General features: G+C 41.5%; 21 protein-coding genes. 5 read left to right on the forward strand and 16 right to left on the reverse strand.

Going from position 1 to position 25,372, the window contains the following annotated elements; all coding sequences use genetic code 11:
• Positions 1 to 448: 448 nt before the first annotated feature.
• Entirely contained in the window at positions 449 to 1,435 is a 987-nt protein-coding gene (locus A136_RS20525; protein WP_017064049.1) for a DUF1254 domain-containing protein, read from the reverse strand.
• Between the two features lie 382 nt (positions 1,436 to 1,817).
• Between A136_RS20525 and A136_RS22895 the strand changes: the two genes are divergently transcribed.
• Positions 1,818 to 2,774, forward strand: a complete 957-nt coding sequence (locus A136_RS22895; RefSeq protein ID WP_017064050.1) for an IS110 family transposase — start codon at positions 1,818 to 1,820, stop codon at positions 2,772 to 2,774.
• A gap of 42 nt (positions 2,775 to 2,816) precedes the next feature.
• On the opposite strand, the gene A136_RS20535 is transcribed toward A136_RS22895, so the two are convergent.
• The 5 genes from A136_RS20535 to A136_RS20555 form a co-directional block, all read right to left on the reverse strand.
• Positions 2,817 to 3,446, reverse strand: coding sequence for a hypothetical protein (locus tag A136_RS20535; protein WP_017064051.1), 630 nt, complete (start codon positions 3,444 to 3,446; stop codon positions 2,817 to 2,819).
• 722 nt (positions 3,447 to 4,168) lie between these two features.
• Positions 4,169 to 4,774: a type I-F CRISPR-associated endoribonuclease Cas6/Csy4 gene (cas6f, locus tag A136_RS20540; protein WP_029235185.1), complete on the reverse strand. Its 606-nt coding sequence runs from the start codon at positions 4,772 to 4,774 to the stop codon at positions 4,169 to 4,171.
• 9 nt (positions 4,775 to 4,783) lie between these two features.
• Positions 4,784 to 5,815, reverse strand: a complete 1,032-nt coding sequence (csy3, locus tag A136_RS20545) for a type I-F CRISPR-associated protein Csy3 (protein ID WP_017064053.1) — start codon at positions 5,813 to 5,815, stop codon at positions 4,784 to 4,786.
• 6 nt (positions 5,816 to 5,821) lie between these two features.
• Positions 5,822 to 7,909: a type I-F CRISPR-associated protein Csy2 gene (locus A136_RS20550; RefSeq protein WP_017064054.1), complete on the reverse strand. Its 2,088-nt coding sequence runs from the start codon at positions 7,907 to 7,909 to the stop codon at positions 5,822 to 5,824.
• A gap of 2 nt (positions 7,910 to 7,911) precedes the next feature.
• Complete coding sequence (locus A136_RS20555) at positions 7,912 to 9,123, reverse strand: TniQ family protein (RefSeq protein ID WP_017064055.1); 1,212 nt, start codon at positions 9,121 to 9,123, stop codon at positions 7,912 to 7,914.
• Between the two features lie 387 nt (positions 9,124 to 9,510).
• On the opposite strand from A136_RS20555, the gene A136_RS20560 reads away from it, so the two are divergent.
• On the forward strand, positions 9,511 to 12,321 hold the full coding sequence (locus tag A136_RS20560) for a TrlF family AAA-like ATPase (RefSeq protein ID WP_017064056.1): 2,811 nt from the start codon (positions 9,511 to 9,513) through the stop codon (positions 12,319 to 12,321).
• A gap of 109 nt (positions 12,322 to 12,430) precedes the next feature.
• On the forward strand, positions 12,431 to 13,507 hold the full coding sequence (locus A136_RS20565; RefSeq protein WP_017064057.1) for an endonuclease domain-containing protein: 1,077 nt from the start codon (positions 12,431 to 12,433) through the stop codon (positions 13,505 to 13,507).
• Between the two features lie 241 nt (positions 13,508 to 13,748).
• On the opposite strand, the gene A136_RS20570 is transcribed toward A136_RS20565, so the two are convergent.
• Positions 13,749 to 13,952 (reverse strand): hypothetical protein, encoded by a 204-nt coding sequence (locus A136_RS20570; protein WP_004736343.1) that lies wholly within the window; start codon positions 13,950 to 13,952, stop codon positions 13,749 to 13,751.
• Between the two features lie 524 nt (positions 13,953 to 14,476).
• Between A136_RS20570 and A136_RS20575 the strand changes: the two genes are divergently transcribed.
• Positions 14,477 to 15,415: a hypothetical protein gene (locus A136_RS20575; RefSeq protein ID WP_017064058.1), complete on the forward strand. Its 939-nt coding sequence runs from the start codon at positions 14,477 to 14,479 to the stop codon at positions 15,413 to 15,415.
• Between the two features lie 326 nt (positions 15,416 to 15,741).
• Here A136_RS20575 and A136_RS20580 read toward each other — a convergent pair whose 3' ends face one another.
• From A136_RS20580 to A136_RS20605, 6 genes are all read right to left on the reverse strand, one after another.
• Complete coding sequence (locus A136_RS20580) at positions 15,742 to 16,653, reverse strand: hypothetical protein (protein ID WP_017064059.1); 912 nt, start codon at positions 16,651 to 16,653, stop codon at positions 15,742 to 15,744.
• Between the two features lie 203 nt (positions 16,654 to 16,856).
• The gene (gene tnpC / locus A136_RS20585; protein ID WP_017062949.1) at positions 16,857 to 18,386 is read right to left on the reverse strand and encodes an IS66 family transposase; all 1,530 of its coding nucleotides are present in this window, start codon (positions 18,384 to 18,386) and stop codon (positions 16,857 to 16,859) included.
• Between the two features lie 59 nt (positions 18,387 to 18,445).
• Entirely contained in the window at positions 18,446 to 18,799 is a 354-nt protein-coding gene (gene tnpB / locus A136_RS20590; RefSeq protein WP_017062948.1) for an IS66 family insertion sequence element accessory protein TnpB, read from the reverse strand.
• A complete protein-coding gene (tnpA, locus tag A136_RS20595; RefSeq protein ID WP_017062947.1) occupies positions 18,796 to 19,113 on the reverse strand; it encodes an IS66 family insertion sequence element accessory protein TnpA in 318 nt (105 codons plus the stop codon). Before tnpA ends, tnpB begins: the two co-directional genes overlap by 4 nt.
• Positions 19,114 to 19,283: 170 nt before the next feature.
• On the reverse strand, positions 19,284 to 20,666 hold the full coding sequence (locus tag A136_RS20600; protein WP_017064060.1) for a DEAD/DEAH box helicase: 1,383 nt from the start codon (positions 20,664 to 20,666) through the stop codon (positions 19,284 to 19,286).
• The gene (locus tag A136_RS20605) at positions 20,660 to 21,205 is read right to left on the reverse strand and encodes a hypothetical protein (RefSeq protein ID WP_017064061.1); all 546 of its coding nucleotides are present in this window, start codon (positions 21,203 to 21,205) and stop codon (positions 20,660 to 20,662) included. Before A136_RS20605 ends, A136_RS20600 begins: the two co-directional genes overlap by 7 nt.
• Positions 21,206 to 21,306: 101 nt before the next feature.
• Between A136_RS20605 and A136_RS20610 the strand changes: the two genes are divergently transcribed.
• A complete protein-coding gene (locus tag A136_RS20610) occupies positions 21,307 to 21,609 on the forward strand; it encodes a helix-turn-helix domain-containing protein (RefSeq protein ID WP_017064062.1) in 303 nt (100 codons plus the stop codon).
• A 22-nt stretch (positions 21,610 to 21,631) separates the two neighbouring features.
• Here the strand turns inward: A136_RS20610 and A136_RS20615 are convergent, their stop codons facing one another.
• The 3 genes from A136_RS20615 to A136_RS20625 are packed head-to-tail and all read right to left on the reverse strand — an operon-like array spanning position 21,632 to position 25,202.
• Positions 21,632 to 22,681, reverse strand: a complete 1,050-nt coding sequence (locus tag A136_RS20615; RefSeq protein ID WP_017064063.1) for a TniB family NTP-binding protein — start codon at positions 22,679 to 22,681, stop codon at positions 21,632 to 21,634.
• Between the two features lie 17 nt (positions 22,682 to 22,698).
• On the reverse strand, positions 22,699 to 24,576 hold the full coding sequence (locus A136_RS20620; RefSeq protein ID WP_017064064.1) for a Mu transposase C-terminal domain-containing protein: 1,878 nt from the start codon (positions 24,574 to 24,576) through the stop codon (positions 22,699 to 22,701).
• Between the two features lie 2 nt (positions 24,577 to 24,578).
• Positions 24,579 to 25,202, reverse strand: a complete 624-nt coding sequence (locus A136_RS20625; RefSeq protein ID WP_017064065.1) for a TnsA endonuclease N-terminal domain-containing protein — start codon at positions 25,200 to 25,202, stop codon at positions 24,579 to 24,581.
• Between the last annotated feature and the right edge of the window lie 170 nt (positions 25,203 to 25,372).

Raw genomic sequence — 25,372 nt, forward strand, 5'->3', positions numbered from 1 at the left:
TGGCAAAAAATTGTTGGTTAAAATGTTGAACGGAGTGAAAACAACCAACTGTTTTTTGTCCGTTTGAATGCCTTGTTAGTTGTTGATAGTTAAACATATTTACCTTACCAACAACACATGAATTTAATGAGTAGAAATGAGAATTAAAAAGCACCCAGTACCGCTACGTACAAAAAGTTGAACTTTGAGCCACTCAATTAAACTCATTGAAGCGAACACACTAAACCTTAAATTGACAAATGAGGCTGATTTTCGCTGGTTATCACCTAAAAGTGAATGGCGAAAACTGAGCGAAACACATGCAAAGCCAATTTAGAATACACCGCGCTTACAATAAAATATTACTCTTATTAGCGGTACCAACTAACGCCTTGCATCAGCGACCAAATGGCCGCGTAGCGGGCATTCGGTCCGACTGCATGCGTTTGTTATGTGATTTTTTCAACGCTCACTTGACTTTGCTCGGCGTTGGCATCGTGTACTTATCCAGACTTTCTAAATCAGGCTCATAGATGCGCATGAGGAAATTCCAGCCATCTACTATTGGAAGATTGTTCTTGGCTGATTCACCACAGCCTCCAAAGTTCACGTCAAAAGTTCCGTCACTATTAAAATCGATATTGTACTCATTCAGAATAGCTTTCTTGTCAAATATCCAGCCATCAGCGTTGTACATAGTAATAGAGAAGAAACCGCCTGTATTGAAAGGTGGAACTTTGTAATTTGCCGTGAAGCAACCTTTACCGTCTTGCTGCGCGTAGGATAGGTATCGTGCATTCTCATCTGGCAATAGCCCCCAGCCAGCTGCAGTACCTAATAGGTGCATATGTTCATCGACAGTTCCACGAGCGCCTTGCATATTATTTAGAGAACCTTTTTGGGCTGCCTCAGCCGCCAGTTTGTCTCTAAGTGCAATGAGTTGCTCCATATCGTACTCTGGCAATACATGTGGTTCCGTTGCTTCAGCCGAAATCGCTATTTGCTTCTGCAAAGCCTGAACCTGGGCAATATCTTCAGGGTCGTTAGGATTAATTCGGGTGCGAACGGCAACCATAACAAAGTCGGTGTCAGCCTTGATTTCATGTGTTCCCGGTGTAGTAAAAACCTGGTCGATGTAATGGTCATTTTGAACGACCATAGCAGACATATAACGACCATTGGTTTCTGGTAATGTAATTGACGCTCCTTTAGAAACATTGACTATAGCTCCGCTATAGGTTGTATCCTGGTTCATACGAACGACGGTTTGATTGTTTAAATCGAACTCTCCCACAGGAAAATGAAAGAAGGTATTTATTTCCGCTAGTTTTGTAATGTTCCCAAAAGCTACATCAGACTCAGCAACTTTATAATTACTGAGATCGACAGGTGTCGCAGCAATCGCCTTAGCCGATACGAATAGCATTAAGAACACATGTAATATTATTTTTTTCAAAATCTGATTCCTTAGTAAGTTGCGCCTAGATAGGCATAGGTGCTCGAACACTTTGTCCATGTAGCCCTGTTAAGGTGTGAGCAACGCAATACCGATGCCACCGCAGACTACCTTAAACACAAAACGCAACGCATAGCAAAGGTGCCAAGCGTTGCGAATCATTCTTAAACAGATTGTATGGATAATAAGCACTCCAATCGGGTAATGTGAGACCCAGGCTTTAGCTGCAACTAAAGCTTTCTATGTAGTAGTTCGTTTAAACGCTGGCTCCTCTATCGAGAGACCGATAACAAACATGAACGCTACATAGGACTTCAAGCATAAACCTCGAATAGTCGACTGGGTCTCGAACCCGCATTACGCAAGCATGAGTTAGCTTATTATGAATACCAAAATCAATCAAAGCATCAACGTTGGAGTTGATACCGGCAAAACACAATTAGACATCCACATCAGGCCACTAGACCTATTTTTCTCAGTAGAGAACAATGATAAAGGCATCAAAAAAGCACTCAAAACGATTAAGAGTCACAGTCCTGAACGAATCGTTATTGAAGCAACAGGCCGATTAGAAATGCCTTTTGTTCTTGCATGTGCAGAGGCTCAATTACCTATTGTCAGAGCAAACCCTGTCCACATAAAACGGTTCGCTGGTGCTATTGGCCGCAGAGCCAAAAATGATCGTTTAGATGCAGAATTGATTGCTCACTATGGAGAAGCAATCAAACCAGCTCTTACTGTCATAAAGCCAAAAAACATACGCCTAATGAGTGACTTAGTCATTCGCCGAAACCAGTTGTTATCCATGCAAACCATGGAAAAGAACCGAATCCAGATACTTCCCGCTTCTCTCCATCCGACTATCAAACCGATGCTAACCACGATAAAAAATCAAATCACCAAGTTAGAAGAAAAGCTCGTTAAACTCATTGAAGATAGCCCTGAATATCAGGCTAAAAACACAATATTGCAGAGCGTCCCTGGAATAGGAAACATTGCCGCTGCATCAATAATTAGCAACGTACCAGAACTTGGCTACATCACAAATAAACAAGCGGCATCACTAATTGGTGTCGCTCCAATAACACGCGAAAGTGGGCGCTACAAAGGTAAGCGCGTGATCCAAGGCGGTCGAGCGCAAGTACGCACAGTGTTATATATGGCAATGATGTCAGCCATGCAATGTAACCCCGTATTCAAAGCAACTTATGCTCGACTTGTAGCTGCCGGAAAGCCTAAGAAAGTCGCAATAATCGCGTGTGTTCGAAAGATGGTTGTGACTCTTAACTCTATGCTGAGAGATGGCGCCATGTGGGATGAAAACACTGCCAAAAATTAATCATTGACGCCATAGTCGTTTGTTAGGTGAATTACACGAAGATTACAAATAATTACCCGCTTTTTCATAAGCTTCAAGCTCTATCGGGGATTCCCGATAACCAAAGATTGCGAGTTGCAGTAAATACTTTTTTGTAAACTCATCAAGACCTAACTCTTCCGCTTGTTTTACATGAATTAACTCATGTGAGAGAAGCAATTTATCACCCTTAGCTTTAGTGGAAATCCAAATACCATATCCAAACGTAGTGCCTGTGAAATAAGGAGAATCAAGACCTAACCGCTGCATCTGAAATAAAAGTGATTCGTTTTTAGGTAAAGGCAATTTGTCCGCATAATAAACACGTACTTTTTCAGGGTGTTTAATGCCAATTTTACGAGCTATTTCGAGGTATTGAGGCAATAGTGGCTCTCCTTGAGATAAGGCTATATTTTCATTGTTTCTTACATATTTGATAGATAATGGAAAATATGCATCTATTTGCTCCACTAAGTGAACTGGCGGATTTGAATAGACTTCAGATTTATCTTTGCAGCCCAGAACTGAAAAAATCGAAATCGCCAACATTATGGACTTTGAAACAGTCTTCATACTTTGAGTGAACTCCTTTTCACCTAACATTTTAATATCGTGCAGGCACGAATTCACACTTTCAGCATATCCGAAATTCATTGCTTAACCAACTGAAAAATAAGCACATAATACAGTATAAATCCGATTTTCAGGTGCAAACCGTGCAAACACACATAGCTTCCTATTCAAGGCACGTTATCACTGAAGAACTTCCATTTAGTTACCGACTATTCAATAGCTTAGAAACACTTAAACAACGTATTCGTGCGTAGCTGTGATTGAAGATCAGTCTCTAGTGGTCTAGTGGTCTAGTGGGTTAGAAATTTGGGGACAAAGTTAGAACTCTAGGCATGAGGAAAAGTAAGGCAAGTTCCTGAGTTTGAAACAGAGTTCACCCCCTCTCTGGCTCACTTTGGGGCATTTCCATGTTAGAAAGTGGGACGAATAAAACCGATTGTAAACAAACAAAAGCCACCAAGCTTAAACTTGATGGTTTTTATTATTAACTGCTTGTTCAGCAGGAAGGTTGCTTTCTTCCTGGCCTATTCTTAGCTGCCTATTCGGCAGGACACGACGGTGTAGATCAATAATAAGGATTGGGGTATTTCTTAGCTGCCTATTCGGCAGGACACAGTACTACGGCAAGGAAATTGGTCGAGTTGTATTTCTTAGCTGCCTATTCGGCAGGACACTGTAGAATATAGTCTCTAACAATCTGATTCTGCATGCTTAAAGTCACAATTCACCAAAATACCCTTTTTCTCCTTACTTCTGTAAGTCCTTGTTTTTAATTCTCTAAAAAAGAGCTTTAGAAAAAGGGTTTAAAAACGTAACTCAGGTACCGTCCCTTTTCTTTCTTGATTGGTGGCTAAACCATAACTATTAAAGTTTGCTGCAACGCGATCACCGACAAACTCCTTTTGTACAAACAACATATAATCTTCCCCTGATGAACCGCTGGAGATTGGTATTCGATGAAAACTATCGATGACACGCTCTTCATTGGTGACTGGTAATGATGGTCCAGCACCAGACAGTTCGGCTCTCGCCATGCTGCGTTTGATTCGGCGTTTCTTAGAGCCTAAAAAGCTTTTCCCGATCATTTGGTTACGGACAAACCTCACTTCAGCCGCAGTGTCTGGTACCTCACAGACACTGGAGATCTCAAACAAACCTTCATTTACCATCATAGAGAAATAGGGCTGAAAAGAGAGTCCAACCATCATCTCCTTATCTTCGGCAACAAAGGCAATAGTTTGGCCGACTGTCGATTCATTCCAATCAGGAAAGCTCACACCAATCCTATTCATCGCTTGTCGGTTATTGACCATAAACAAGTGCATTTGGGATATACACCGCCCTGCCAATAATTTATGGTCGGCTTGTGCAGGCATGTAACGTATTAAGAAATAGTAACGCTCAGTCATATCTATCCCTTACTTCGCTTTGGAACAATTGAATAGGCCGCCTTTAATCAAGACAGACATGATGAAGTGCACATCATTTGAGATGACTTGAGAAGCTGTCATACTTTCAATCCAGCTCTCTGTATTTCTGAGCAGTTGATAGAAGTCGTTTCCATGCGCTGAGTGTCGCCTTGCTATAACGTATTCTCGGTCTGCCCCGTATTCATTCACTCTTAAGGGCTTATCTGCATCTTCATGCCACCAATCGTCAATCGATTGCAACGCTGCACCAACTTTTTGACCATGAAATGCAACAGTTTCCTTTCCGTCCAATAGTTCGACAGTAGCTAACTGCTTAGTAGGAACACCATCTTCTCGGCTATCCAAAAACTCTTGACTTGGGTAAACCTCATCTCCCCAACCAACTCCAATTTTAGCTTTGACATCCATATAGAAATATTCGGTTGGGTCAGACAGGGCTCGCATCAAATAGGCTGTGAGCTTTTCTAGGCATTCTGCTGAAGCCTCATCCCAATGACCATACCAAGAAAGCTTTGTTGCGTTTTCTACAATCAAGGTTTCTGAATCACTGATGGTCACTTCAATCGACAGCTTTCGACACTCCCTGTTTCTCCAAAGCCAAGTACCAAGCAGTATATTCTTCGCGTATCGATGAGCGAGCTCCTGATACCCATTGAGCTCTTTATAAGTGTTAGCCAGTAACGAAAGTTTACTGCGCACTTCATCGTCACTACAGATGCCTGGGGTTAGAGAATTTGCTCGAATTCGAAGGGGAAATGCGCAGTAGATATCATCAACACCAGGTTTTACATAACACTCTTCGATGAACTGAGGATTGGAATGAGCTAAATCTTGTGGAGCAACATTCTTTTTTACAAACTTGCTCCCTTTATATGCTTCTGCATAACCACCTTTTGGTGCTCGCAGCCTAGTTCTATCAATTTCAAGGGGACACATCTCACCACTTTTCGAAAGATGGTAGAAATATGCTTTGCCAGCGGAAAGAGAGCGTACGTAGTTCAGCTGAGTACAAAGTTCCATAAGCGATTAATCCCTATAGTTTTTTATAAGAATAGTTTCGCTACTGCATTCTATCGACCAAAAGGCATGGTTTAAAAAGTGATCTCTTCCACTAAAACGAACTTCTATCGGATTCACTTTCTTAGCTAACCCTATCGCATTCTCTGCATAAGCGTGACAACGGGTGATTGAGTTGCCCCGTTTAGTTGGTTGTTCTAACAAATGGTAGCCAATAGAAACTGGCAAATTATCAGCGTCTTTAGTAATAAAACGCTCTAGCTCATCAAAATCACTCGACTGGTTCTCACTTGGATATAACCATCGTCCGTATGCTGGCAACCCTTTTATGACATGGAAAAGCTCGCTCCTACTGGTAAACGTCCTTAGCCACTCAATCTGGGTCGATAGCTGTGGTTGGTATAATGCCCCTCCGGCGAAAGCTACGGGAAGTGCCGTTTTAAGCGCGGACTTAAAGTCTGAAATTCGGCTGTCACTGTGGACTCTGATAACTAAGTCTATTTCTAGGTCCGCCAATCGTTCACTACGAATAGTTGGTCGCTTCGCGTTAGAAACCGTTCGTGCTTTGGCCACTGAGTTGGGCTCGGTAAGCTTCGCTGTCGGTTGAATGTTCTCGCTTCGAACATAAAAAGAGAAACTCGAAAACTCAAACGGGAAATCACAATTAACTAGCTTATTAAACTCTCTTTGATAATGGTGCATGAACCCCCAAATAGCCGTCAAAGAAGGAGCACCACACAGGTATGGGCTACTCATTGCGACCGCATCTTGCACTCTCATTGATGACAAATAGATATACTGCTCACCCGTTACCTTATCTTCATTTCCATTTGGTTTACTGAGTTGTTCAAGTACCCATACAATTTGGGCTTTGGCGACCTGCATAAGCTTAGGATGATAGGCAAACTTTGCGGCATACTTGTTATTCTGAAACGAGAGATGCAAGCGACGATTTAACTCACTAGCTAAAGAGCCTAGGTCCGATTCTGGTAGCGACAAAAAGGATTGAACTAAAGTGTCATCATGTTTCAATTTCTGTTGATTGGGTTCAGCATCAACGATATCTCTTAACTCAATTAATGGGAGCATCCACAGGGCTATCTGCTTTCGCAATATCTTACTTCTAACCTTACGAGCGCTCTCTCTTTGCTTCTGTGTTTTTGATGGCTCTGATCCAATTAAGTGATTTAACACCTGACAAATTTTGGCGTTAGTTACCTGATAGTCATCAAAGTAGTGACCACTCTTTTTGCGACTTTCAGTTAACGTCCCACCCTGCGCTGGTTTGACGTCTAGCGGGTAGTTAAGGACTTTCATATGCCCACCTAAACTGCCACACAGATTCCCGATACTTGCCGAGTTTGGCAATGACGAAGACACAAAGCTGAGTTTACTTTCCTGACTTCGCGATCTCACTTCTAGCTCACTTTGGATGGCATGACTGACCACTGGGGTCACCGAAATATAACCACCCTCCCAAGGAAACCGTAGCTGCTTACTGTAAGAACTGACACTATCGGGAAAATGATTATCAGGGAGCTGCTTTTCAATTGTATGTTTTAAGCGAGCGAGTGACTTAGCACCTAACCCAAATTCTTTGAGCAACTCAATCCAAACGGGGCTTTCTTGCTGTATAAGAGAAAGAATGCATAGTCGCTGTGATTGCCAACTAAAAGGATTCAATAACCACAATGTGTGACGATACACCGCAGAGTTATGCGCCCACCCCAAACGTTGCTCTAATACTGAGCTTGATATAAACGCCTCGGTTGTAGCAAGAGGCTGTGCAATTATCCGCTGATCTTTAACTCGGCAGTCTGGAAACTTGAGATTATGAGTATGGAACCATTTGATTTCACCAAGGGACGCCTCTAGGTTCTCAGCCGCTTTTAAATGCCTTTTAGCTCGGGCAACATCCAACCAATCCAAGCATCTATCTGATTGATGGCTTGAACTGAGATTGAGTAAGATCGTTAGCGCTTCTTTTTCACACCCATCAACACAGACATCTTCCGTATAGGGCATGAACATCTTCTTTAAAGCAGACTGCTTTACTGCTTCGTCTTCAATTGTTAATAAGTCACTTAATTTCGTCATAATTACCACTCAGGTAGATACACACTTAAACCATCACTTTCAGAGCTCATTCGAGTCAACTTTGTTTCGATGACACTTCTTAAAGTAAACGCCGATTCATGACTCGCTATCTTTGTATGCATTCGCGGCCTGATCGCGGCTTTAATCTCACCAAACTCATACAGCCGATACACTTCATCCGTTGTACAAGAGAGCAATGTGGAAGCTTCTAAGGGGCTGAGCAGTACATCACCGATATTTCCTTTAGCGCTTGAAGGCACTGTTGCCACTAGCTTTGTAAAGTAAGCTAACACCTGAGTAAGTACGATATTGTGACTCAGCTGCCGACTGGGTAACTGACGGCAATCTTTAAGCAGAGCACCAAAGGCTTCATTGAAAAATACCTTCTTCCAATCTTTTACTCGAACGAGTTCTGCCTTCTCTTTCAAAGCATCGAAGTCTTGCCACAATGAGGTTGGCCAAGAGCCGCAGTATTCGATGAATGATTCGAAACTGAAGTCATCGATATTGCCATAACGATTTACATACCAAAGTAAAAAGCCATAGCGCTCAGATAACGTCATTTCTCCTTTTAGTAATCCCAAGGATTTTGAATCATTCCCTGACAACCATTGAGCAACTAATACCTCCACCTCTGGCGCATCTTCTACTGGCGAATTTCGGAGTTCGAAACCACATTCACATTGGCTAATAATCTCGGTACTTTGGTATTCAAGCCTCGACTTACACTCAGGGCAGTGATGAATCAGCTTACAGCCATGATGTTCACAAGCTTGGTGAGAGATAAATTGCCACTGCTGGCGAATGTAGGGAGCTTCGTCAATACACAGCGGGCAAATAGGCGTGAAGCGTTTGCGAAGAAAAGCATAAGGGTAATCAACCCCGAATCTATGTACAGCTTTGTATTGCGGAGAGAATTGAGCTTTTGAATGTGATAGCGCTAGGCGCAGTACACCAAAGTTATTGAGCTTTAGTTGGTTCTCAAGATGAATGAGAACCCGCACTCGCATTTGGCTTGTGGTTTGAGCGTGGTAGATATTAACTCGTTCGAGCTCTAAGGGGAAAGAACCAGCCATCGCTTCATGCTGATCCATGGTGTCGAACCAGATGTCTTCGGCGAAATGAGAAAATCGCTCGTAACCTTGCTCTTGCGATAAACGCAACAAGAAGCTTTCAAGCGATTCGTCAGAATAAAGTTGAATGTCTGTATTCACATGCCACCTAAAACTTAGAGTTTCTAAGTTTTAGTATCGGAGATATTTCATGCATTGCAACCATAGAGGCCAACATATTTTGCAAAAAACGCCTATGAACTCATTCAAAATACGACAGAATCGCTTGGTGATCACAGACGTGATGGCGGGGTATGAAACACGAAAATGCCCCAAAGTTTGCTACGCTTCGAAATACGTTACAGATAGTCAGCTAGTTTTGATATATAAAAAGTAATGCGTGACAAAACACAAGACCTGACCCCGCCACTACCTCTTTCATAGCCAGTCCCGTTAGTAACCTCTCAATCAATATGTGACCGAAATCAAGCTAAACATCATGTCATATGTGATAAATTTCATAAAAATTATTAGTTTAGTGGAAATTGAATGCGCTTGTACGAACACGGTTCAGAATGGAGGCGATGGGACCTTCACGTTCACACCCCAGATTCAGTATTAGAAACACAATTTAAAGGCGACTGGGACGGTTACATTTCAGCTATCGAGCAGTCAGATTCTGGTGTTGCTGTAATTGGTATCACGGATTATTGCTCTATATCTGGTTATGAAAAGGTTGTGGAGTATCGCCGCCAAGGGCGAATGAAAAATATCGAAACAGTTATCCCCAATATTGAGTTTAGGGTTACCCCCAATACCGAAAAAAATAAAGGGATAAACATCCACATACTCGTTAATCCTGATTCCACACATCATATAGCTGAAATCAAGAACGCTCTTAGTCGTTTGTGCATAGACCATCATGGTCAAAACTATGCCTGCTCTGAAGACCAGTTAATGAGCTATGGTCGAGCATTGTATCCAGAGACAGCCAATTGTAATAAAACGTCATTAAAAGAAGGTATTAATAACTTTAAACCGTCTTACGATGTGCTCAAAAAATGGTACAGCGGAGAGAAGTGGTTAAAAGAAAACTCAATCGTTGTTGCGGCAAATGGTTCTAATGATGGTGTATCTGGTATTAAAGATGGTGGGTTTGCAGGCTTAAAGAAAGACATCTACCAGTTTATTGATATGGTATTTTCAGCCACACCAAGCGACATTAAATACTTTACTGGTCAAGGAACTAAAAGCAGAGAAGATATTGTAAGTGAACTTGGTCGTCTCGTGCCTTGTGTTCATGGCTCGGATGCACATTCTATCGAAAAGCTGTTTAAACCAGACCATGAGAGATACTGTTGGATTAAGGCTGACCCTACGTTCAATGGTCTAAAACAGGTTGTTTTTGAGCCTGACCGTGCATTTATTGGTGAACTTTCCCCAGAAACGAAAGCTGAATATCAGACCATTAAACGGGTGAGATACATTGATAATTCAGGTTCGAATAAATTTTCGAAGAAGTGGATACCGCTTAACAAAGACCTGAACACAATCATTGGTGGTAAGTCGTCCGGTAAATCAATGCTTCTATACCATATAGCGAAGGCTATCAACCCTAGCGAAGTCTCAACCAGAGTAGAGCTATCAAAGTCATCAACCTACAGCGACATTCCTAATTTAGATTTCGAGGTTGAATGGTCGAATAATGAAGTGTCTAGGCTGTCTGATGCTGACAACCAAGCAAAGGCTATCACCTATATACCTCAACTTTACATCAACCAATTGGCTGATAAAGATGGTCGAGAAGATTTAAACGAGTTGGTATCTAAAACTCTACTTCAAGATGATCAATACAAAGACTTCGTTAATGCCCTTGAGAATAGAGTACGCACAGTCAACTCATCCATTAATGACAAGATTGATACTCGATTCTTACTGATTAGTGAATACCAAAAGCTGTTCAATGAGCTGAACGAAATTGGTAACGAAAGGTCTGTTAAGAATGAGATTGCAGCACTTGAAGCTAGAGCAAAAGAGGTTCGAGAAAAGTCTAAATGGGCAGAAGAACAAGAGAAGCATTACGCCTACCTAGTTCATAGAAGACAGTGCGTTATCAGGGCAAAAGATAGGCTCACGTATATTCAGTCGGGCTTACAAAGATTTACTGAGAGTATTGATAACAGGCAAGACCAATGGATTGATACGATTCGAGGTCAACTACAGCAAGACTCAGGACTAATTGCACTATCAACTGTCCTCAAAGGCTTACTAAATTCGATGCAAGAAGACTTGGTAGTAGGGTTTAGTACAACCAAGGATACGGCGAATAAAAAGCTACAGTCGATCCCCGATAGATTGACAGCTTTAAACGAGAAGCTAGAGGGAATAGAGCGTGAGCTGAAACCCCTTGAAGAAGACGTGAAAGACAAAGCTGCACTTGAACAACTGAACAAGCAACTCAAGGCTGAGCGAGAGAAGCTAGCAAGAATCAATGTCAAAATAAAAGAGCTTGAGGCAATCACTAAGAAAGGTGAAGAGTGTATCAAGGAACTAAATGAGCAGTTTAGTTCACTAATCAATCTATACAAGTCTCACTGCTCCATAGTCAGCGATCATCAAATGGATGACGACATAAAGATTGAGGCAAAGGTTGTTGTCGATGCTCCCAAGTTTGATTCGTTCGTTAGTTGCTACCACAAATCAGGGGCAATTCGCACAGTCGTTAACGATGTTCTGGACGATAACGGTGATTACCATTTTGACGTGGATACTCACGCAGCCTTTGTTGAGAAGACCGCCAATACAATTAGAGGCAGTCAATCGCCTACCTTGCGTAAGAATCACAGCCTGAAAGATGCATACAAACTACTTTACGCTGACTACTTTGGGATCGACTTCCTTGTTACTTACAAGAACGACAGCATTGTACATATGTCGCCGGGTAAACGTGGTTTGGTCTTACTCAGTTTGATGCTTGAGCTTAGTAACTCAACGCACCCAATATTGATTGACCAGCCAGAAGATAACTTGGATAACAGAACGATTTACTCAGAGCTTAAAGATTTTGTTCGTAAGTGTAAGAGTAAGCGCCAGATTATTATGGTGACACACAACGCTAACTTAGTGGTGGCAGCCGATGCAGAGTGTGTTGTTGTGGCAGACCAGCGAGGGCAATCAGGTACAGCAGGAGCACACCAGTTTGAATATCTTGGTGGTAGCTTAGAGCATAGCTTGAAGTCTGATAATAGCTACGACTATCAATCACTTGATGAGCTAGGTATTCGACAGCATGTATGTCATATCCTTGAGGGGGGTATTAGTGCCTTTAAGGAGCGAGAGCAGAAATATAATCTTCTTTGATTCTACAGTCACAGGTAATCATTTGAAGTAAGAATTGAAAATCGACATATTGGTTAGAATTTCATGACTTATTGCAGTTTAAATAGCGTTATATCTAATAGAGGAAGTTATGGCACAAGAAGCAGCAGATATAGAGAATAGACCAGAAGAGTTATTCAAGCTTCCTAACTATGGTTGTTTGCCATCTGGTCGTTTCCAAATAGATTTAAATGGTGCTCTCGGTGATTTTTTGGGTCACGACCTATTTGATCTTGACGGTAATCAGCCGATAGAAGGCAATATCCTGAAACTGACTGGCGGTCTGATTAATGTAAATCCATCTGATGAAGCCATTGAGTTTTATCGTGAGCGCGGTGATGATTTTCAAATGATCAATGTAGTAGTTTGTTGCTATGCATTTGAAGAAAGAGATGGTCAACTTTTTGGACTTCCATACCATGTATCGTTAAGACCTGCGCAAAAAAGAGGACTACCATCATCCGTCGGAGTTGATTGGATCGATAAAATCGACTTGGAGCGCATTTTAGATGGCAACCCACATTATATGGGGTTCAATCCGTTTTCAAATGCGTTTGGTTTGTATTGTGTTGGTGAAGGAATGCCAGTTAACGAGCAAATGTGTTCAGATGTAATAGGGTTTGTTTATAACACCTATTTTCTTGCATCAAAATACGATAAGTCAGACGTTTTAGATCCCGGTTTGTGCACATCATTACTCGGTGAAAGTAAGGCTTTGCTCAATGATTACCGAAAATTTAGGTTCTCTCGATACTTTAAACCATTTGATAACATCGAACCGGTAAAAATCTGGGGGTGCGACTCTCCTATAGAGCTTTTCTTGCTTCAAGCTATGCACAGTTTCGGGCTAAAGCCTACAATTCAAACCCACATCCTAACAGACGGAACTATTTTCCCAACTTTGCAAACAATGTGGGAAGGTGGTGTTAGAACTAAAGCTTTGAGCAAGACAATCACAGAGGCTGATTTTTACTTTGCTAAACAGCGTGTGGCGATTTTTGTTGATTCTGTAGCTCATCACTCTTCTGAAGAAGCCATTGCTAAAGATAAAGCAATAGATGAAAAGCTAGAAGCTATAGGAATACGCAGTATTAGAATTTCGGGCCCCGATATCATGAACTCGCCAATAGCTTGTGCTCAGCATGTTTTCGATATCATCGAAAATTAGGTGTAACAAACGTCTAAAGCATCAACATACTTTTCCTAATCTGACAGAAACGCAATAGAGCACCTGTTCTAACGCGTTTCTGTCCAGAAACGTTTTTAAAATTGATCAAACTCTATTGTCCTCCGACAACAATGGCTAGATATAGAGCGAGCATAGGGTCAGATAGAGTTTAAAAGTAGGTAGTGTTTAGGGGGGAATTGGTGATCTTAATTACACATCCCTGTGTAAAGTATTCTGAATGTCAGCTGGCTTTAAAGCGCTTCATAAATTGACTAAAGCGTGGAATCAGGTTTTGCACAGTCGGCGCATCTGGAATCTCATTTACAAAAATCATAAAGCGCTGTGCTTTACTTTTATCACCTTGAGCAGTCCCTGCTAGTATTGCTTGAGCTAAAATTACATGCTCAGCGGTAACGTCCTTATTCGAAAATTCGTGAATCAACATAGAAAATCCTAATAAGTATAAATACGGATATAATAATACAATATATTGATATTTATATCGATAGCTTATGGCATTCATCAATGTCAGATTTGTGTAAAAACAAGGCAGTGAAGTGCACCATCAATACTGGACAGTGAGCTTAGTGACTTTCCATACTTATGCTAATTCGTGATTTGCTAATACTTGGTTCTTCGAAACTCATTTCTGTCCAAGAATGAGTTACGATTTCAACAAGTCGGCTGTGATCACCAAGCGATTCTGTCGTAAGCGCCCCAAATTCCCTCGTAATTAAGCGAAAAACAAAGCTTGATGATAACAGTGTTTATAAAGGGGCGTGAAACACGAAATAGCACATTATTTTCTAGATAAAATGCTTATTCACGTCCTGTTAATGTGCATTTCCGTTATGTTTGGTTGAACTCCTATAATTCTTATTTTACTTGATTTACTTAGCCTTGACTAAATGTTAATTATTTTGCAGAATTATCATATAACATATTTAAAATTAATGGCTTGGTGATTTTATGAAGATGGTTAAATTTCTTATTGGTATGTGCCTGTGTACTTCGGTTAATGCGCAAGAGTATGTGGAAATTGTAGACCCCGGTGCTACATATTCTTCGGTATATTTTTTAGAAGGTAAGGGACAGAAATATCTTTCGTCTGACCGAAAAAGAGAATTATCAAATAAAACAAATGACTTTTATCATAGCACCGTTGGTCATATTGGTAAGTTTGTTTATACATTCGATGTTGATAGTTATAAAAGAACCGTATTAGATATTTCTGGGAACTACATCGTCGTTAGTTCAGATGCGTATAAGCCATCTACGAGAAATAAATTTGAATCATTCCAGAATGAAGTGAAAATACCGAAAGAGTTTTTTGGGTTGAAGTTAGGCGCTGATAAGTATCAAGACGTTATAAGTAAACTCAAAGCATCTAATATTAAATATGAAAAGCGATGGTTTACAGGTTCTTCTAAAAGACCAATTCTTTACGTCTACGGAGATTCAAAAGTCCCTGAGATTAACGGAATTACAGCAAGAGATCATCGTTTGCAGTTCATCAATGATACTTTATATAGCATCGAGTTTTGGTGGAAACCTCAATCTGATCGACAATTAGATAAGAATAAGTATTCCGATGCTAAAATTTATGATGGCTTAATTACGGGTTTGAAAGATAAATATCTAAAAGATCAAGCTAAACATAATAAATATTCAATTGGTAGTGATTTAATAGAATTTGATAAAGGCCGTTATCATAGACTTGATCATTTGTGGGTTAATGACTTCCAACACATAACTGTTGAAACTTGGACTGGCTATCCTCAGGTTAAACTTACTTACAATGCCACTGAATTGTTCAAAAATGCAACAGAGCTAAATGAGCAGTTAAATGTTGAGTCAAAGAAAAAAACGCAAGAAGAAAAAGCTGAGAAAAATTCTTCATCTTTATAACCAATAATCGCTAATCTTATCCGTGAGTCTTTAATTTAGTAAAACCGCTGACTCGCTTTTATCCAAAAGCTTCTCAGGTTGAATTTTACCCGTGGCATTTTCTAGCCCTAAAGTGTCCAAAAAACGTGAGATACACATTACGCAATATATTCAAGTAGTAAGAAAAACGGTACTCATGGTGCGTTCACCTTGAGTGCCGTTTTTATGGATGTGCAAACCTAAAACTACAGAGACAAACAACAAGCGAAAAAGAGAAACTAGAATCCAGACACCATTAGAACCATCATGATTACCTCTACCAGAGTTTGATTCAGGTTCACATCAACTTAATCAGATAAACCGAAGTCCATTGTCTTGCCATTTGTTAAATCTACGATGATTGATTGTTTTGACCAGTTTTCATTTGCTACTTCTTTGATTGTGGCTTTAAGTTGTTCTTCGCTCATTCCCTTCTGACCTCTTAGAGTCATTAGCTTGAAGTAAGGAATGTAGGCATAAGTATTTGGAATTTCAGAATGTAACTTACTCACCGGAAACATATCAGGAAGAAAAGTTCGTGTGACGAGTAAGTTTTGACCTTCCTCTAAGAAAGGGAGACTTTCAGCATTGGTGATATTTTTATATGCAACACTATCTCCGACAATGAAAACGACACATGAAGACCACTGATATGAACTTACGTCTTCTTTATTTCTTTCTTTTTCTAACGCATCTGGGTTTGCGCACCAATCGATATTGGTAGTTGAGCCTTTAACTAATGGCGCTACTAAATTTGCACGGTTTGATATTCGAGAGATTTCATCAGGTGTGTATTTAACTACATCACGGTCTAGACTTTTATAAGCATCTTTAATCATATTTTCGTGACTTGCACTAATCTGACCAATAGTGTTATCAAGTAGCATATAATCTGAGTCTGAAAATACAGTGAAGGTAAAGATGGCGTTTCCTCTATAGCGTGAATTCAACTCATTGTAACTTGCTGTTGAACCGATAATATTGAAACCCGCCTGAAATGCGTTTAAATCACCCGATAGTAAGCTAACTAACTGCGCTCCTTGGTTTATACGAACCACATTATTAGAAACTGACGATGGTGCATCTAAGTCGTTGACCCCATTGGGTTTGTTTCGCGCAACTAACGTCATTATTTGTTGGGCTTTCGAATGGTTAGTTTTAGCTAAGTCGTACTCCTCATAGTCAGACATATGATGAAGAGCTAACTCACCACTGGTCATAGCGCACCCAGTAAGAGTCAATGCGGTCAGGAGTGATATGTTTTTCAACAGTTTCCGGTTCATGAAATTGCTACTCAATTGATTTTCATATAATTTACCAGCCTACCATATGCTACTTAGATCATTAATTGGCTTATTTGTCTTTATTGAGCTGCATCTTGTATTTTTTTGGTATCCGCCCCATGAACCTACGGGGCGACTTGTCAGTGTTTGAAGTTCCAAGGCAGGAGTGCATCGATATCGGGCTCTGCTTTTGCTAGCTCTTTCATGCACTTGACCATATAGTCATAGAGGATAAGGCCGTTGGCTTTTGCAGTCTCGATGATGCTGTAAAGCATCGCGCTCGCCTCAGCGCCATTTGGTGTGTTGGAGAATAGCCAATTTTTCCTGCCAATAACCAGCGGTTTAATTGCGCGTTCAGCGCGATTATTATCGATAGATAAGTGACCATCGTCGATATAACGAATGAGTTTAGGCCATTGCCCGAGCGTGTACTTTATTGCTTTGCCTAGTGGGCTAGAGCCAATCACCTTCTGGGTCGTCATCCATTGGTAAAGCTCATCCAGTATCGGCTTGGCAAGCGCTTGACGCTCTGCTTTTCGCTCTTGGGCAGGCGCACCTTTTAAGCGTGATTCTATCCCGTAGAGTTTTTGGATTTTAGCCAGCGCCTTATCAGCCTTGCCCGATTTACCTTTCCCTTGAAGCTTTTTAGCATCCATGAACTTGCGACGAGCATGCGCTAAGCACCCTACATTGGTGACGTGATGCAGACCATCATAAGCCGCGTAGCCATCGGTTTGTAGATAACCGTTGTAGTCACCTAAAAAGTCCACGGGACACGCCCTCGCGCGACTGTTTTGATAGTCGTACAAGGCAATATTTTTCACATTCGGCAGTGCCGATTCGGGTGAGTCAGCGCCTGAGCAGTAGAGCCACATATAACACTGCTTCTCTTCTTTGAGCACATTGAGCGGCGTTTCATCCGCCTGAACCACCACTTGTTGAAGTAGGTGCTCTTTCAAGGCGGCATACAGCGGGGCGAACTTCTCACTGACTTGGATAACCCACCTTGCCATGGTGGTGCGTGATAGCTCGATACCCGACTGGGTAAACAGCGATTCTTGGCGATAAAGTGGCATCGCGTATTGGTATTTGCCAAGAATGATGTTGGTCAGCAAGCTTTCTGTGGCGAAGCTTTTAGGGATGAGACTCTGAGGGGATGGCTTCTGAACGATACGGCTGCTGTCACCTGTTTTCTCGCACTGGCGGCAAGCGTACTTAGGACGAACATATTCCAACACTTTGAGTACCGCTGGCGTGAACTCTAGCTTCTCGCTGCGGTCTTCACCGATTTTATGCAGGCTATGATTGCAGCAAGCGCACTGCTTTTCATGGTCGTCTACATCAAGTTCGATAACCTCACGAGGCAAGGTCTTAGGCAGAGGTTTACGTTTACCGCGCTTTTTCGTTGTGGTCGTGGTTGTCACCTCAACCTCGTCTTCTTTAACGGCTTCACACTCCGCTTCGTTGAAGAGGTCACCTTGTGATTCATCGTAAGGCTTTAATGCCTCCGAGCGTTTCGCGAACTGACGGTCGAAGGCGAGTTTGAGTTGTTCAAGCAGCGATTGGCGCTCTTGTTTCCACTCATTTTTCTCCGACATCAGAGCAGCTACCATCGCTTGTAGCTCGGCAACATCTTGGCTTTCTGGGTTGATATTTGGCGTCTTTTTCATAGCATTGATTATACTAAAATCGTGCCGTTAACGCTTGGAGAATAAGGCTTTATTCTCGATTAACTCATTGTAAAATCGTTTATTTTGATGGGTTCGTGGCCGATAATTGTGAAGCCTGAAAGCAGTCTGTCAAGCTCAAATTGAGTGAGGGTAAACACCTGATTTTTCTCTTTTGAAGGCCACTTATACTTGGCTTTTTCAAGGCGTTTATACCAGAGGGCGAAGCCTGTTTTATCCCAGTACAACACTTTAATCTTATCGCGCTGTTTATTGGTAAACAGGAACAGCGCACCGCTGCCAAGAGGCAAGTCAGTATCATTTTCGATAATCGCTGCAAGGCCGTTGATGGACTTTCTAAAATCGACGCTTTCACGATAAAGGTAAATGTCTGAAGCGCTGAGCATACCTTTCATGACAACGCTCCAATGAGTTCAGCAAGATAGGTGGCTAGCGTGCCTTGAGGAATGCTCAGCTCCACATCATTGATGAGAAGTGTCATGTTCGCCGTAGCTATCTGGGCCTGATACTTGGTTGTCTTTTCAACGATTTCGGCTTTAACAAATCCGACAGATTCCGATTGGCTTGCTGTTTGGAGTTGACGCCGTTTGGCGAAGAACGTGGATAAACTCAGTCCATGCTCTTCACAAAAAGCGCGTTGGGTAACACTGCTACTTTCATATTGTTCAAACAGTGATTGCCATTCTAGGTCGGTGCGTCGTTTTGCCATTTCAACTCTCCTTTGGGTTGGAGAGATGATCTTATTCTTCGTGCTGAAGGATTAGAATGCGGTGTTCATGGCACGCTTACATTCTGTCGTACAATTTCAACAAGTCGGCTTGTACGATCTAGTCGTGACTAACAAGCCGATGTGTAAGATCTAATATGAGTTACTACAGTTTAAGTGAACGCTGCAATAACCCTCTGCTTAAATTGACCTAATCTCAGCTCATCCAAAGCTAAAGTGAGTCCTACATTATTTGAGTTGATAACATCTGAAGCTTCTCCCCAATTAAGTAGGCTTGGGTGAGGTCGATCAGATTGAACGCTTCCCGACACGGTACTCGGTGTCAGGTGCTTTTCATCAGTAGCGCTCGGCACATTATTCTCTTGTTTAATGTACAAGCAGCTATCAGGAATATCCTGCTCAATTCTTTCAGCAAACCCAATCAAATTTTCTTCGGCAAAGGTATACAACCAGGCTTCTTGATTGGGTGAATCATTAACTCTCAATATCCTTCCAAGGACTTGTCTAAAGTAAAGCTCCGTTTTTACCGAACTCATATGACAGCAAACCTGCAGCCTTGGAATATCCGTTCCTTCACTTATCATCCCAACACTGACTATCCACTGAACGCTTGAATGACGAAAAGATTCAATTTCATTTAACGGATTATCGTGATGATAAGTCACTATGCATGCTGATTGATTAAAGTGCTCAACAAGTCGCTTTTGAATGTCTTTAGCGTGCTTAATAGAAGAGGCGACCACCAAGCCTCCAGCACTTGGGGACTCTTGCCTTATCTGCTCTAACTTTTGGCAACCGCTATTTAGTATGTAATTCATAGCGTCTTCGTTGTGAATGACGCTTTGGTAAGAGACATCGGATTGTTTAAGGCAATCAAGAATAGAGGCGAAGTGTTGATTGTCACTGCCAGCCTTAACGCTCAGGTGTTCATTATCGATTAAAACGATTTTAGGGCGGCGGCATACCTTATCTTCAACTGCCTGTTGCAAGCCGTATTGATAATCGCAAACAACCTTACCATCAGGGTCGGAATACTCAGCCATGACGATCGGTAGTCGGTCAGAACGCCAAGGCGTGCCCGACAGCGCCAGAGTGTAACGAGCAAAGCCTTGGATCTTAGAAACAATTTCTAGCCCCCATGAATTTGACCGCCCCTCGTCATCAAACGAACAATGGTGGATCTCATCAAATATGACTAAAACTCGATATTTGCTGACGGTGTACCAAAAGTTTTCATCCAAAAAACGGATTGATTGGTAGGTGTAAGAGCCTCCAAGAGAACCCAAACCTCCATTAAAGGAACATTCGAGCTTCCATGAAAAGGTCTTTTGCATCCCTTCAGCAACAGTCAGAGAGGGCGAGAAGCACAGCACTAAGTCAATCATGCCTATTTCAAATAACCGACTCGCAACCTCGGCGGCCATAACGGTTTTACCCGCTCCAGGAGTCGCTTGGCAGAAGAAGTGTGAATGCTTGTTTGAAGTGAATTTCTCGACAGCTTGATCTGCACACTCGGCTTGCCATGCTCTTAACATTGAGGAGCCTTACTTTGGGCGACTTGCATCCAGTTGGTTAGTGCATTAATTCTGCCTAATAGCTTGGCTGAGCGTTCTCTTGCTGCATTAAATAGCGGCTGCATATCTTGCTTGTTGTTTGGGAAACGCGCTAACAACGATTGGTATTCCTCAATCTCGCCTAGAGTAATCGCCAGCTCACCTTCATGCTGTTTCTTCTCTCGCTCTAGTGCATTTAGAGAGCACTCTGGAATTTGAATATCCGTTGAGTCGACCTTAGCTTTCCTATTTCGACCCGATCTAGGCTCAATTGTGAGCGCTTTGAATTCGTTAGTTTGATGGTAGCGTTTGTCTCTGCGAACCCCAATAACAGAAAGCCAGCCTTTCTCCTCAAAAGATAGAAGTTGCTTATAAACATACTTTCGAGCGTCGTCCTTACTCGAGAAGGTTGAAGCACTGTTTAGCAAAGCATCCCTAGCGTCTGTGACGGAGAAATTATCCATCCCTTTCTCAATCAATAGGTTAAACATGTGAGGGTTAATTCTGGTTACTTTCTTCATGTGACTCTTACAGGTAATAAAAACTTAGGATTGCTAAGTATACAAAAATCAGTAAAACTTAGACAATCTAAGTTATCTAAAGGTTGAAAAGAAATGTGTAAGTGCAAAAAGACAACCCCATCCCTGCGAGGCTCAAAGCTGCGCGTAAAAAAGCCAAGATCACCCAAAAAGATTTAGGGGTGAAAATTGGTATGGAGCAGAGTTCTGCTAGCGGTCGTATGAATCATTACGAGAAAGGCAGGCATGTACCCGATATTGGTACGCTTGAACGTATGGCTGAAGAATTAGATGTGCCGCTAAACTACTTTTTCTGTAGGAGCGAATTGAGCGCTGAGCTAGCGTGCGCCATTGATAAAATGAGTGATGAAGAGAAGGCGGTGTTATTGGCTAAATTAGAGTCTTAATCGTTGTGCATCAACAAACCTCTTAAACCTTTAGGGCGCTTTTGCTTAGTAGCATGCTTAATGGAATAGCATCAGTAAAACGAGGGGCGAGAATCTTATCTTCTGAAGTAATCGCTCTCGTATTATAGGCTGAACTTGTATCAAGTTGGTCTAACTTCAGCTCCTCTAGCAAACATTCAAATGGATTGTCTAGATAAGGAAACTTCAGAGCAAATGTACTCGCGAGTATCTCCTTATCCACGGTACTTTTATTCTCTTTAAGACTCATAATCATGGCATCTTTCAAAAAGTGCTTGAGCCTTCGACACTCTCCACGACACATTGAAAACAAAGGGTAAAGAATTTCATTCTTAGTCAATACCGGCGTTTCCTCGTATCCCATTCTGGAAGCTAGTCCAGCCACAAATTTAGCAAAGTGTAGCTTCTGTTCGGAATCAATACTGTATTGAGTGTTGGTATTTTTCGAAGCGCTTTCAACCTTGAGTAATTTAAAGTAATTGATTTCTCTGCGCCAACTCAATCGAGAGTTCCACTGTGATTCCTTAGCGATAATATCGGCATAGGGCATTCCAACTAATACAAATGATACACATGCTTCCTCACTAATATATTTGAATGTATTCGCAATGGTCTGTCGTTCATCTGCTGTAGAAAACTCCACAAGCTCTTGAATTTCATTAACAATGATGAGCTCGACAGATTTACGTTTTAGCTGAGTGACCACTCCTTTAGCAAGTGCTATTTCATTCCTCTTTCGCACTGAGCGGCCTCCTGATTCTAAGTCCAGATCAACGAGAAATTGAGTTAGAGTATTTTGTTCATTTACTCGGCTAGGAATTCTGGTACTTAGGACTGTTTGCTTGGACCAACTCGATCCTGTCTTAAAGCGTGAAAGATAGTTATTGATCAAAGCGGTTTTTCCACTTCCAGACTCACCGGTTAATAAGAATGACTCAGGTTCACCGCCTAGTAATTGATTAAAGCGAAGTTGGTCAAGTATCGAATAGATCTCCGTAATTTCGGGGTACTCAATAAAACAATTATCGTAGGCTTTCAATTGTTCACACTGCATGGAAGTAAAATTCACGATTAGTAGCCCTCTATCTCTTCAAGATCATCATCGTCCAATGATAGTTGAGTACTAACAACGTTTAATGCTGAATTACTGCTTTCATTTTTTCTAACGATTGAGCCAGATCCTTCCGTGCCAACATCTCTGTATTTTGCAATCTTAGAAGTATTCCCTGTTTTAGGTTGGGTGAGCTTTTTGTTTTTAGAACTACGCATTCTCTCTGCTTCCCCTTCAATAAGAGCTTCCATATAGAGATAGGTATCGGCTAAAGACTCTTCATTGACGAGGCTTCGGGTATTCAACCTGCGCACTCTTTGAATTCGCTCATGTTCGAACAACGAAAGTCCATTGGTATACCCACTGTTATCAACCGCTGGGACTCTTATGTATTTCTTTTCTGATTCAAGAAAAACGTAGATAGCGCTTATATCCGACGGATCGGTTTTTGTCCTGACGAAGAGTTTCCCTTGTGAATTAACCGAATTGTATTTTCGATACTCTATGAGCTCATCCGATTGATAGCGCAAATTGTGCAACCTTATCCCAGCGATCCCTATCGTCCGGTGCCTTAACAACCCCAACTCAATACGTAACTCGGCCGCAGCTTGTCCTTGGTAGAAATTTGGAAGCCATTTCGATTCATTCCACTTATGATAAGGAACATTCCTTTCTCGACTATCAGAGTCCATGTGATAGCGGTCGATAACCCATTTATGTATTAACTCCATAAATACAGAAACTCTAACGGCAGACTCTTTTTTAGGATCGTAATCTTTAAGCTGAGTGGGGTTTGTGAATGTTTTTCCAGGCAGAGCGTTAACCAACCCCTTGTTTAGTTGATCAAATAACTTTTCTATACCGGTCTTTCTCCACGGTTTGGCAGCTTGGCTGTATTGAATATCCGACACCAAAGGTCTCAAAGAGTCCTCTAGGCTATCACTCCAAAACTCGGCACCATTATCAACGACCAGATAGTCTATTTTTCCATGACATGGCCAATCATTTGTTATTGAGGGATATTTTTCGCTTACCCAGTGCTTGTCTAGCAAAGTACTTAATAGTGCTTTTCTGACGGAATCAAAACTAGGCTCTCTAAAGTTAACGCTGAAGCCGACGATGCACTTACTAAACCTGTCATAGAGCATGGTTAGATATGGGCGACCTAATGGAATATCCAATTCATCATCAATCAGTATGACAGGGACTGGAGTATGGTCAATTTCAACGTACTCCATCGGTTTCGTCGCCTCTATTTGCTGGCCTACAGAACGAAACTCTCTATCTGCATATCGCTTTCCATACCTTTCCACTGCAACATCATAGGGTGGTAAACTATTCACTCTGTCATAAAATGCTCTTTGGCTAATTCGCTTGATTTTGCCTTCGACTATTTCTTGGTTGGCTTTAATTACTCGGCTTTTGTAATAGCGGTAAGCCTCTGCAACGCTTAAACGCTCTTTAGTCAGGTATTTTTTTTCAATCGCTTCATCAATGAGCGACTGTGAATCTGTATGAACGGTTCTATTTCCTTTTTGGGCGTGTTTAGGAATGAGCGAAAGAACGGCTCTCCCTGATTCAAAATACATTTTCTTCCAGCCGGCAAGAACTCGCCAACTCGGTGGAGATAGCCCTAGCTCTTGTTCAACCTGATTTAAAATCGGTACAAGATTTTTTTCTGTCCACCCACCTTTTAGACGTTTTTCAGTAAATTGAATGACTTTAAGACGTCGTAATACTTCTTGTTGAGTTTTTACAGGATAGGTATCAATGGAAGGGAGATACGATTTATCTTCTTCAAATAAATCACTCGGTATTTGGGTTACTAATTCCGCTTCGTTGGCAGAAGCTTCCATTTCATCAATGAAACCAAAAACGTCATCAAAATCTGACGTCATACCTAACACCAAACGTAGCTATTCAAACCAAAATCAGAGCTTCTAATATCAGTATTAACTCTCCCTGACGATAGCCAACAGAGTGTTGATATCAGAGTTTCATGCTCAGACAGTCCTAAGTGGTCGGAGATTTCGCGTAATTGTACTTTCTGTCTACGTTGTATAAATCCGAGAACAGACTTTTGCGCTTTAGTGATGGAATGCAAACCAGAGTAACGATGTAACAGCTTTAAGTTACTAAATATTGGGTCAATACGAATTTGTTTCTCTGTCACTAAAACAAGGCGTTTTCCTTGTTCTTCTAGTGCTACTCGCTGTTTTTCAGCAAATCGGAGCCTGAAGTCTGGTTTTAAAATCTGGCTTGAGTGCTTAATCTCAACAAGAGTAGATTGGTCGTTATGATTATCGGCTAAAAAATCTGGCGTATAACGACACTTGCGACCATTAAAGTAGTAATAAAAACCGTGTGGTTGAGATATGTACCCTTTAACATCAGGGTTATATTCGAGATGGAAACAAAAATCGAACTCTAAAACAGAGAGAGTGCGAACAACAGCATCATTTTTCAAGCTCATGAACTTGCAGATGTTGTGAACGTGAGAGGATTTTTTGGTTTGGTCGAACATAGTGCGCATCACTTTTGTTGTAAACCTACGACAAAAAATAGACTATGCTGACTTATAGTGCAAATTTGCTAACTTCTTTGCAATTTATGCTAAGTTAGTTTGCAAACATCATAAGGGGTGGGAACCCAGCCACATCCCGGCACACAAGTCACTCGCTGCGGCTGGTCCCT

Origin of the sequence: Vibrio crassostreae 9ZC13, assembly GCF_000272045.2 — a bacterium.
Classification (GTDB): Bacteria; Pseudomonadota; Gammaproteobacteria; order Enterobacterales; family Vibrionaceae; genus Vibrio; species Vibrio crassostreae_C.

Bases quoted from the DNA above. Each gene is read 5' to 3' on its own strand.
- A136_RS22895 (WP_017064050.1), top strand. From the start codon at position 1,818: ATGAATACCAAAATCAATCAAAGCATCAACGTTGGAGTTGATACCGGC.
- A136_RS20535 (WP_017064051.1), bottom strand. From the start codon at position 3,446: ATGAATTTCGGATATGCTGAAAGTGTGAATTCGTGCCTGCACGATATT.
- cas6f (WP_029235185.1), bottom strand. From the start codon at position 4,774: ATGACTGAGCGTTACTATTTCTTAATACGTTACATGCCTGCACAAGCC.
- csy3 (WP_017064053.1), bottom strand. From the start codon at position 5,815: ATGGAACTTTGTACTCAGCTGAACTACGTACGCTCTCTTTCCGCTGGC.
- A136_RS20550 (WP_017064054.1), bottom strand. From the start codon at position 7,909: ATGACGAAATTAAGTGACTTATTAACAATTGAAGACGAAGCAGTAAAG.
- A136_RS20560 (WP_017064056.1), top strand. From the start codon at position 9,511: ATGCGCTTGTACGAACACGGTTCAGAATGGAGGCGATGGGACCTTCAC.
- A136_RS20565 (WP_017064057.1), top strand. From the start codon at position 12,431: ATGGCACAAGAAGCAGCAGATATAGAGAATAGACCAGAAGAGTTATTC.
- A136_RS20570 (WP_004736343.1), bottom strand. From the start codon at position 13,952: ATGTTGATTCACGAATTTTCGAATAAGGACGTTACCGCTGAGCATGTA.
- A136_RS20575 (WP_017064058.1), top strand. From the start codon at position 14,477: ATGAAGATGGTTAAATTTCTTATTGGTATGTGCCTGTGTACTTCGGTT.
- A136_RS20580 (WP_017064059.1), bottom strand. From the start codon at position 16,653: ATGACCAGTGGTGAGTTAGCTCTTCATCATATGTCTGACTATGAGGAG.
- tnpC (WP_017062949.1), bottom strand. From the start codon at position 18,386: ATGAAAAAGACGCCAAATATCAACCCAGAAAGCCAAGATGTTGCCGAG.
- tnpB (WP_017062948.1), bottom strand. From the start codon at position 18,799: ATGAAAGGTATGCTCAGCGCTTCAGACATTTACCTTTATCGTGAAAGC.
- tnpA (WP_017062947.1), bottom strand. From the start codon at position 19,113: ATGGCAAAACGACGCACCGACCTAGAATGGCAATCACTGTTTGAACAA.
- A136_RS20600 (WP_017064060.1), bottom strand. From the start codon at position 20,666: ATGTTAAGAGCATGGCAAGCCGAGTGTGCAGATCAAGCTGTCGAGAAA.
- A136_RS20605 (WP_017064061.1), bottom strand. From the start codon at position 21,205: ATGAAGAAAGTAACCAGAATTAACCCTCACATGTTTAACCTATTGATT.
- A136_RS20615 (WP_017064063.1), bottom strand. From the start codon at position 22,681: ATGCAGTGTGAACAATTGAAAGCCTACGATAATTGTTTTATTGAGTAC.
- A136_RS20620 (WP_017064064.1), bottom strand. From the start codon at position 24,576: ATGACGTCAGATTTTGATGACGTTTTTGGTTTCATTGATGAAATGGAA.
- A136_RS20625 (WP_017064065.1), bottom strand. From the start codon at position 25,202: ATGTTCGACCAAACCAAAAAATCCTCTCACGTTCACAACATCTGCAAG.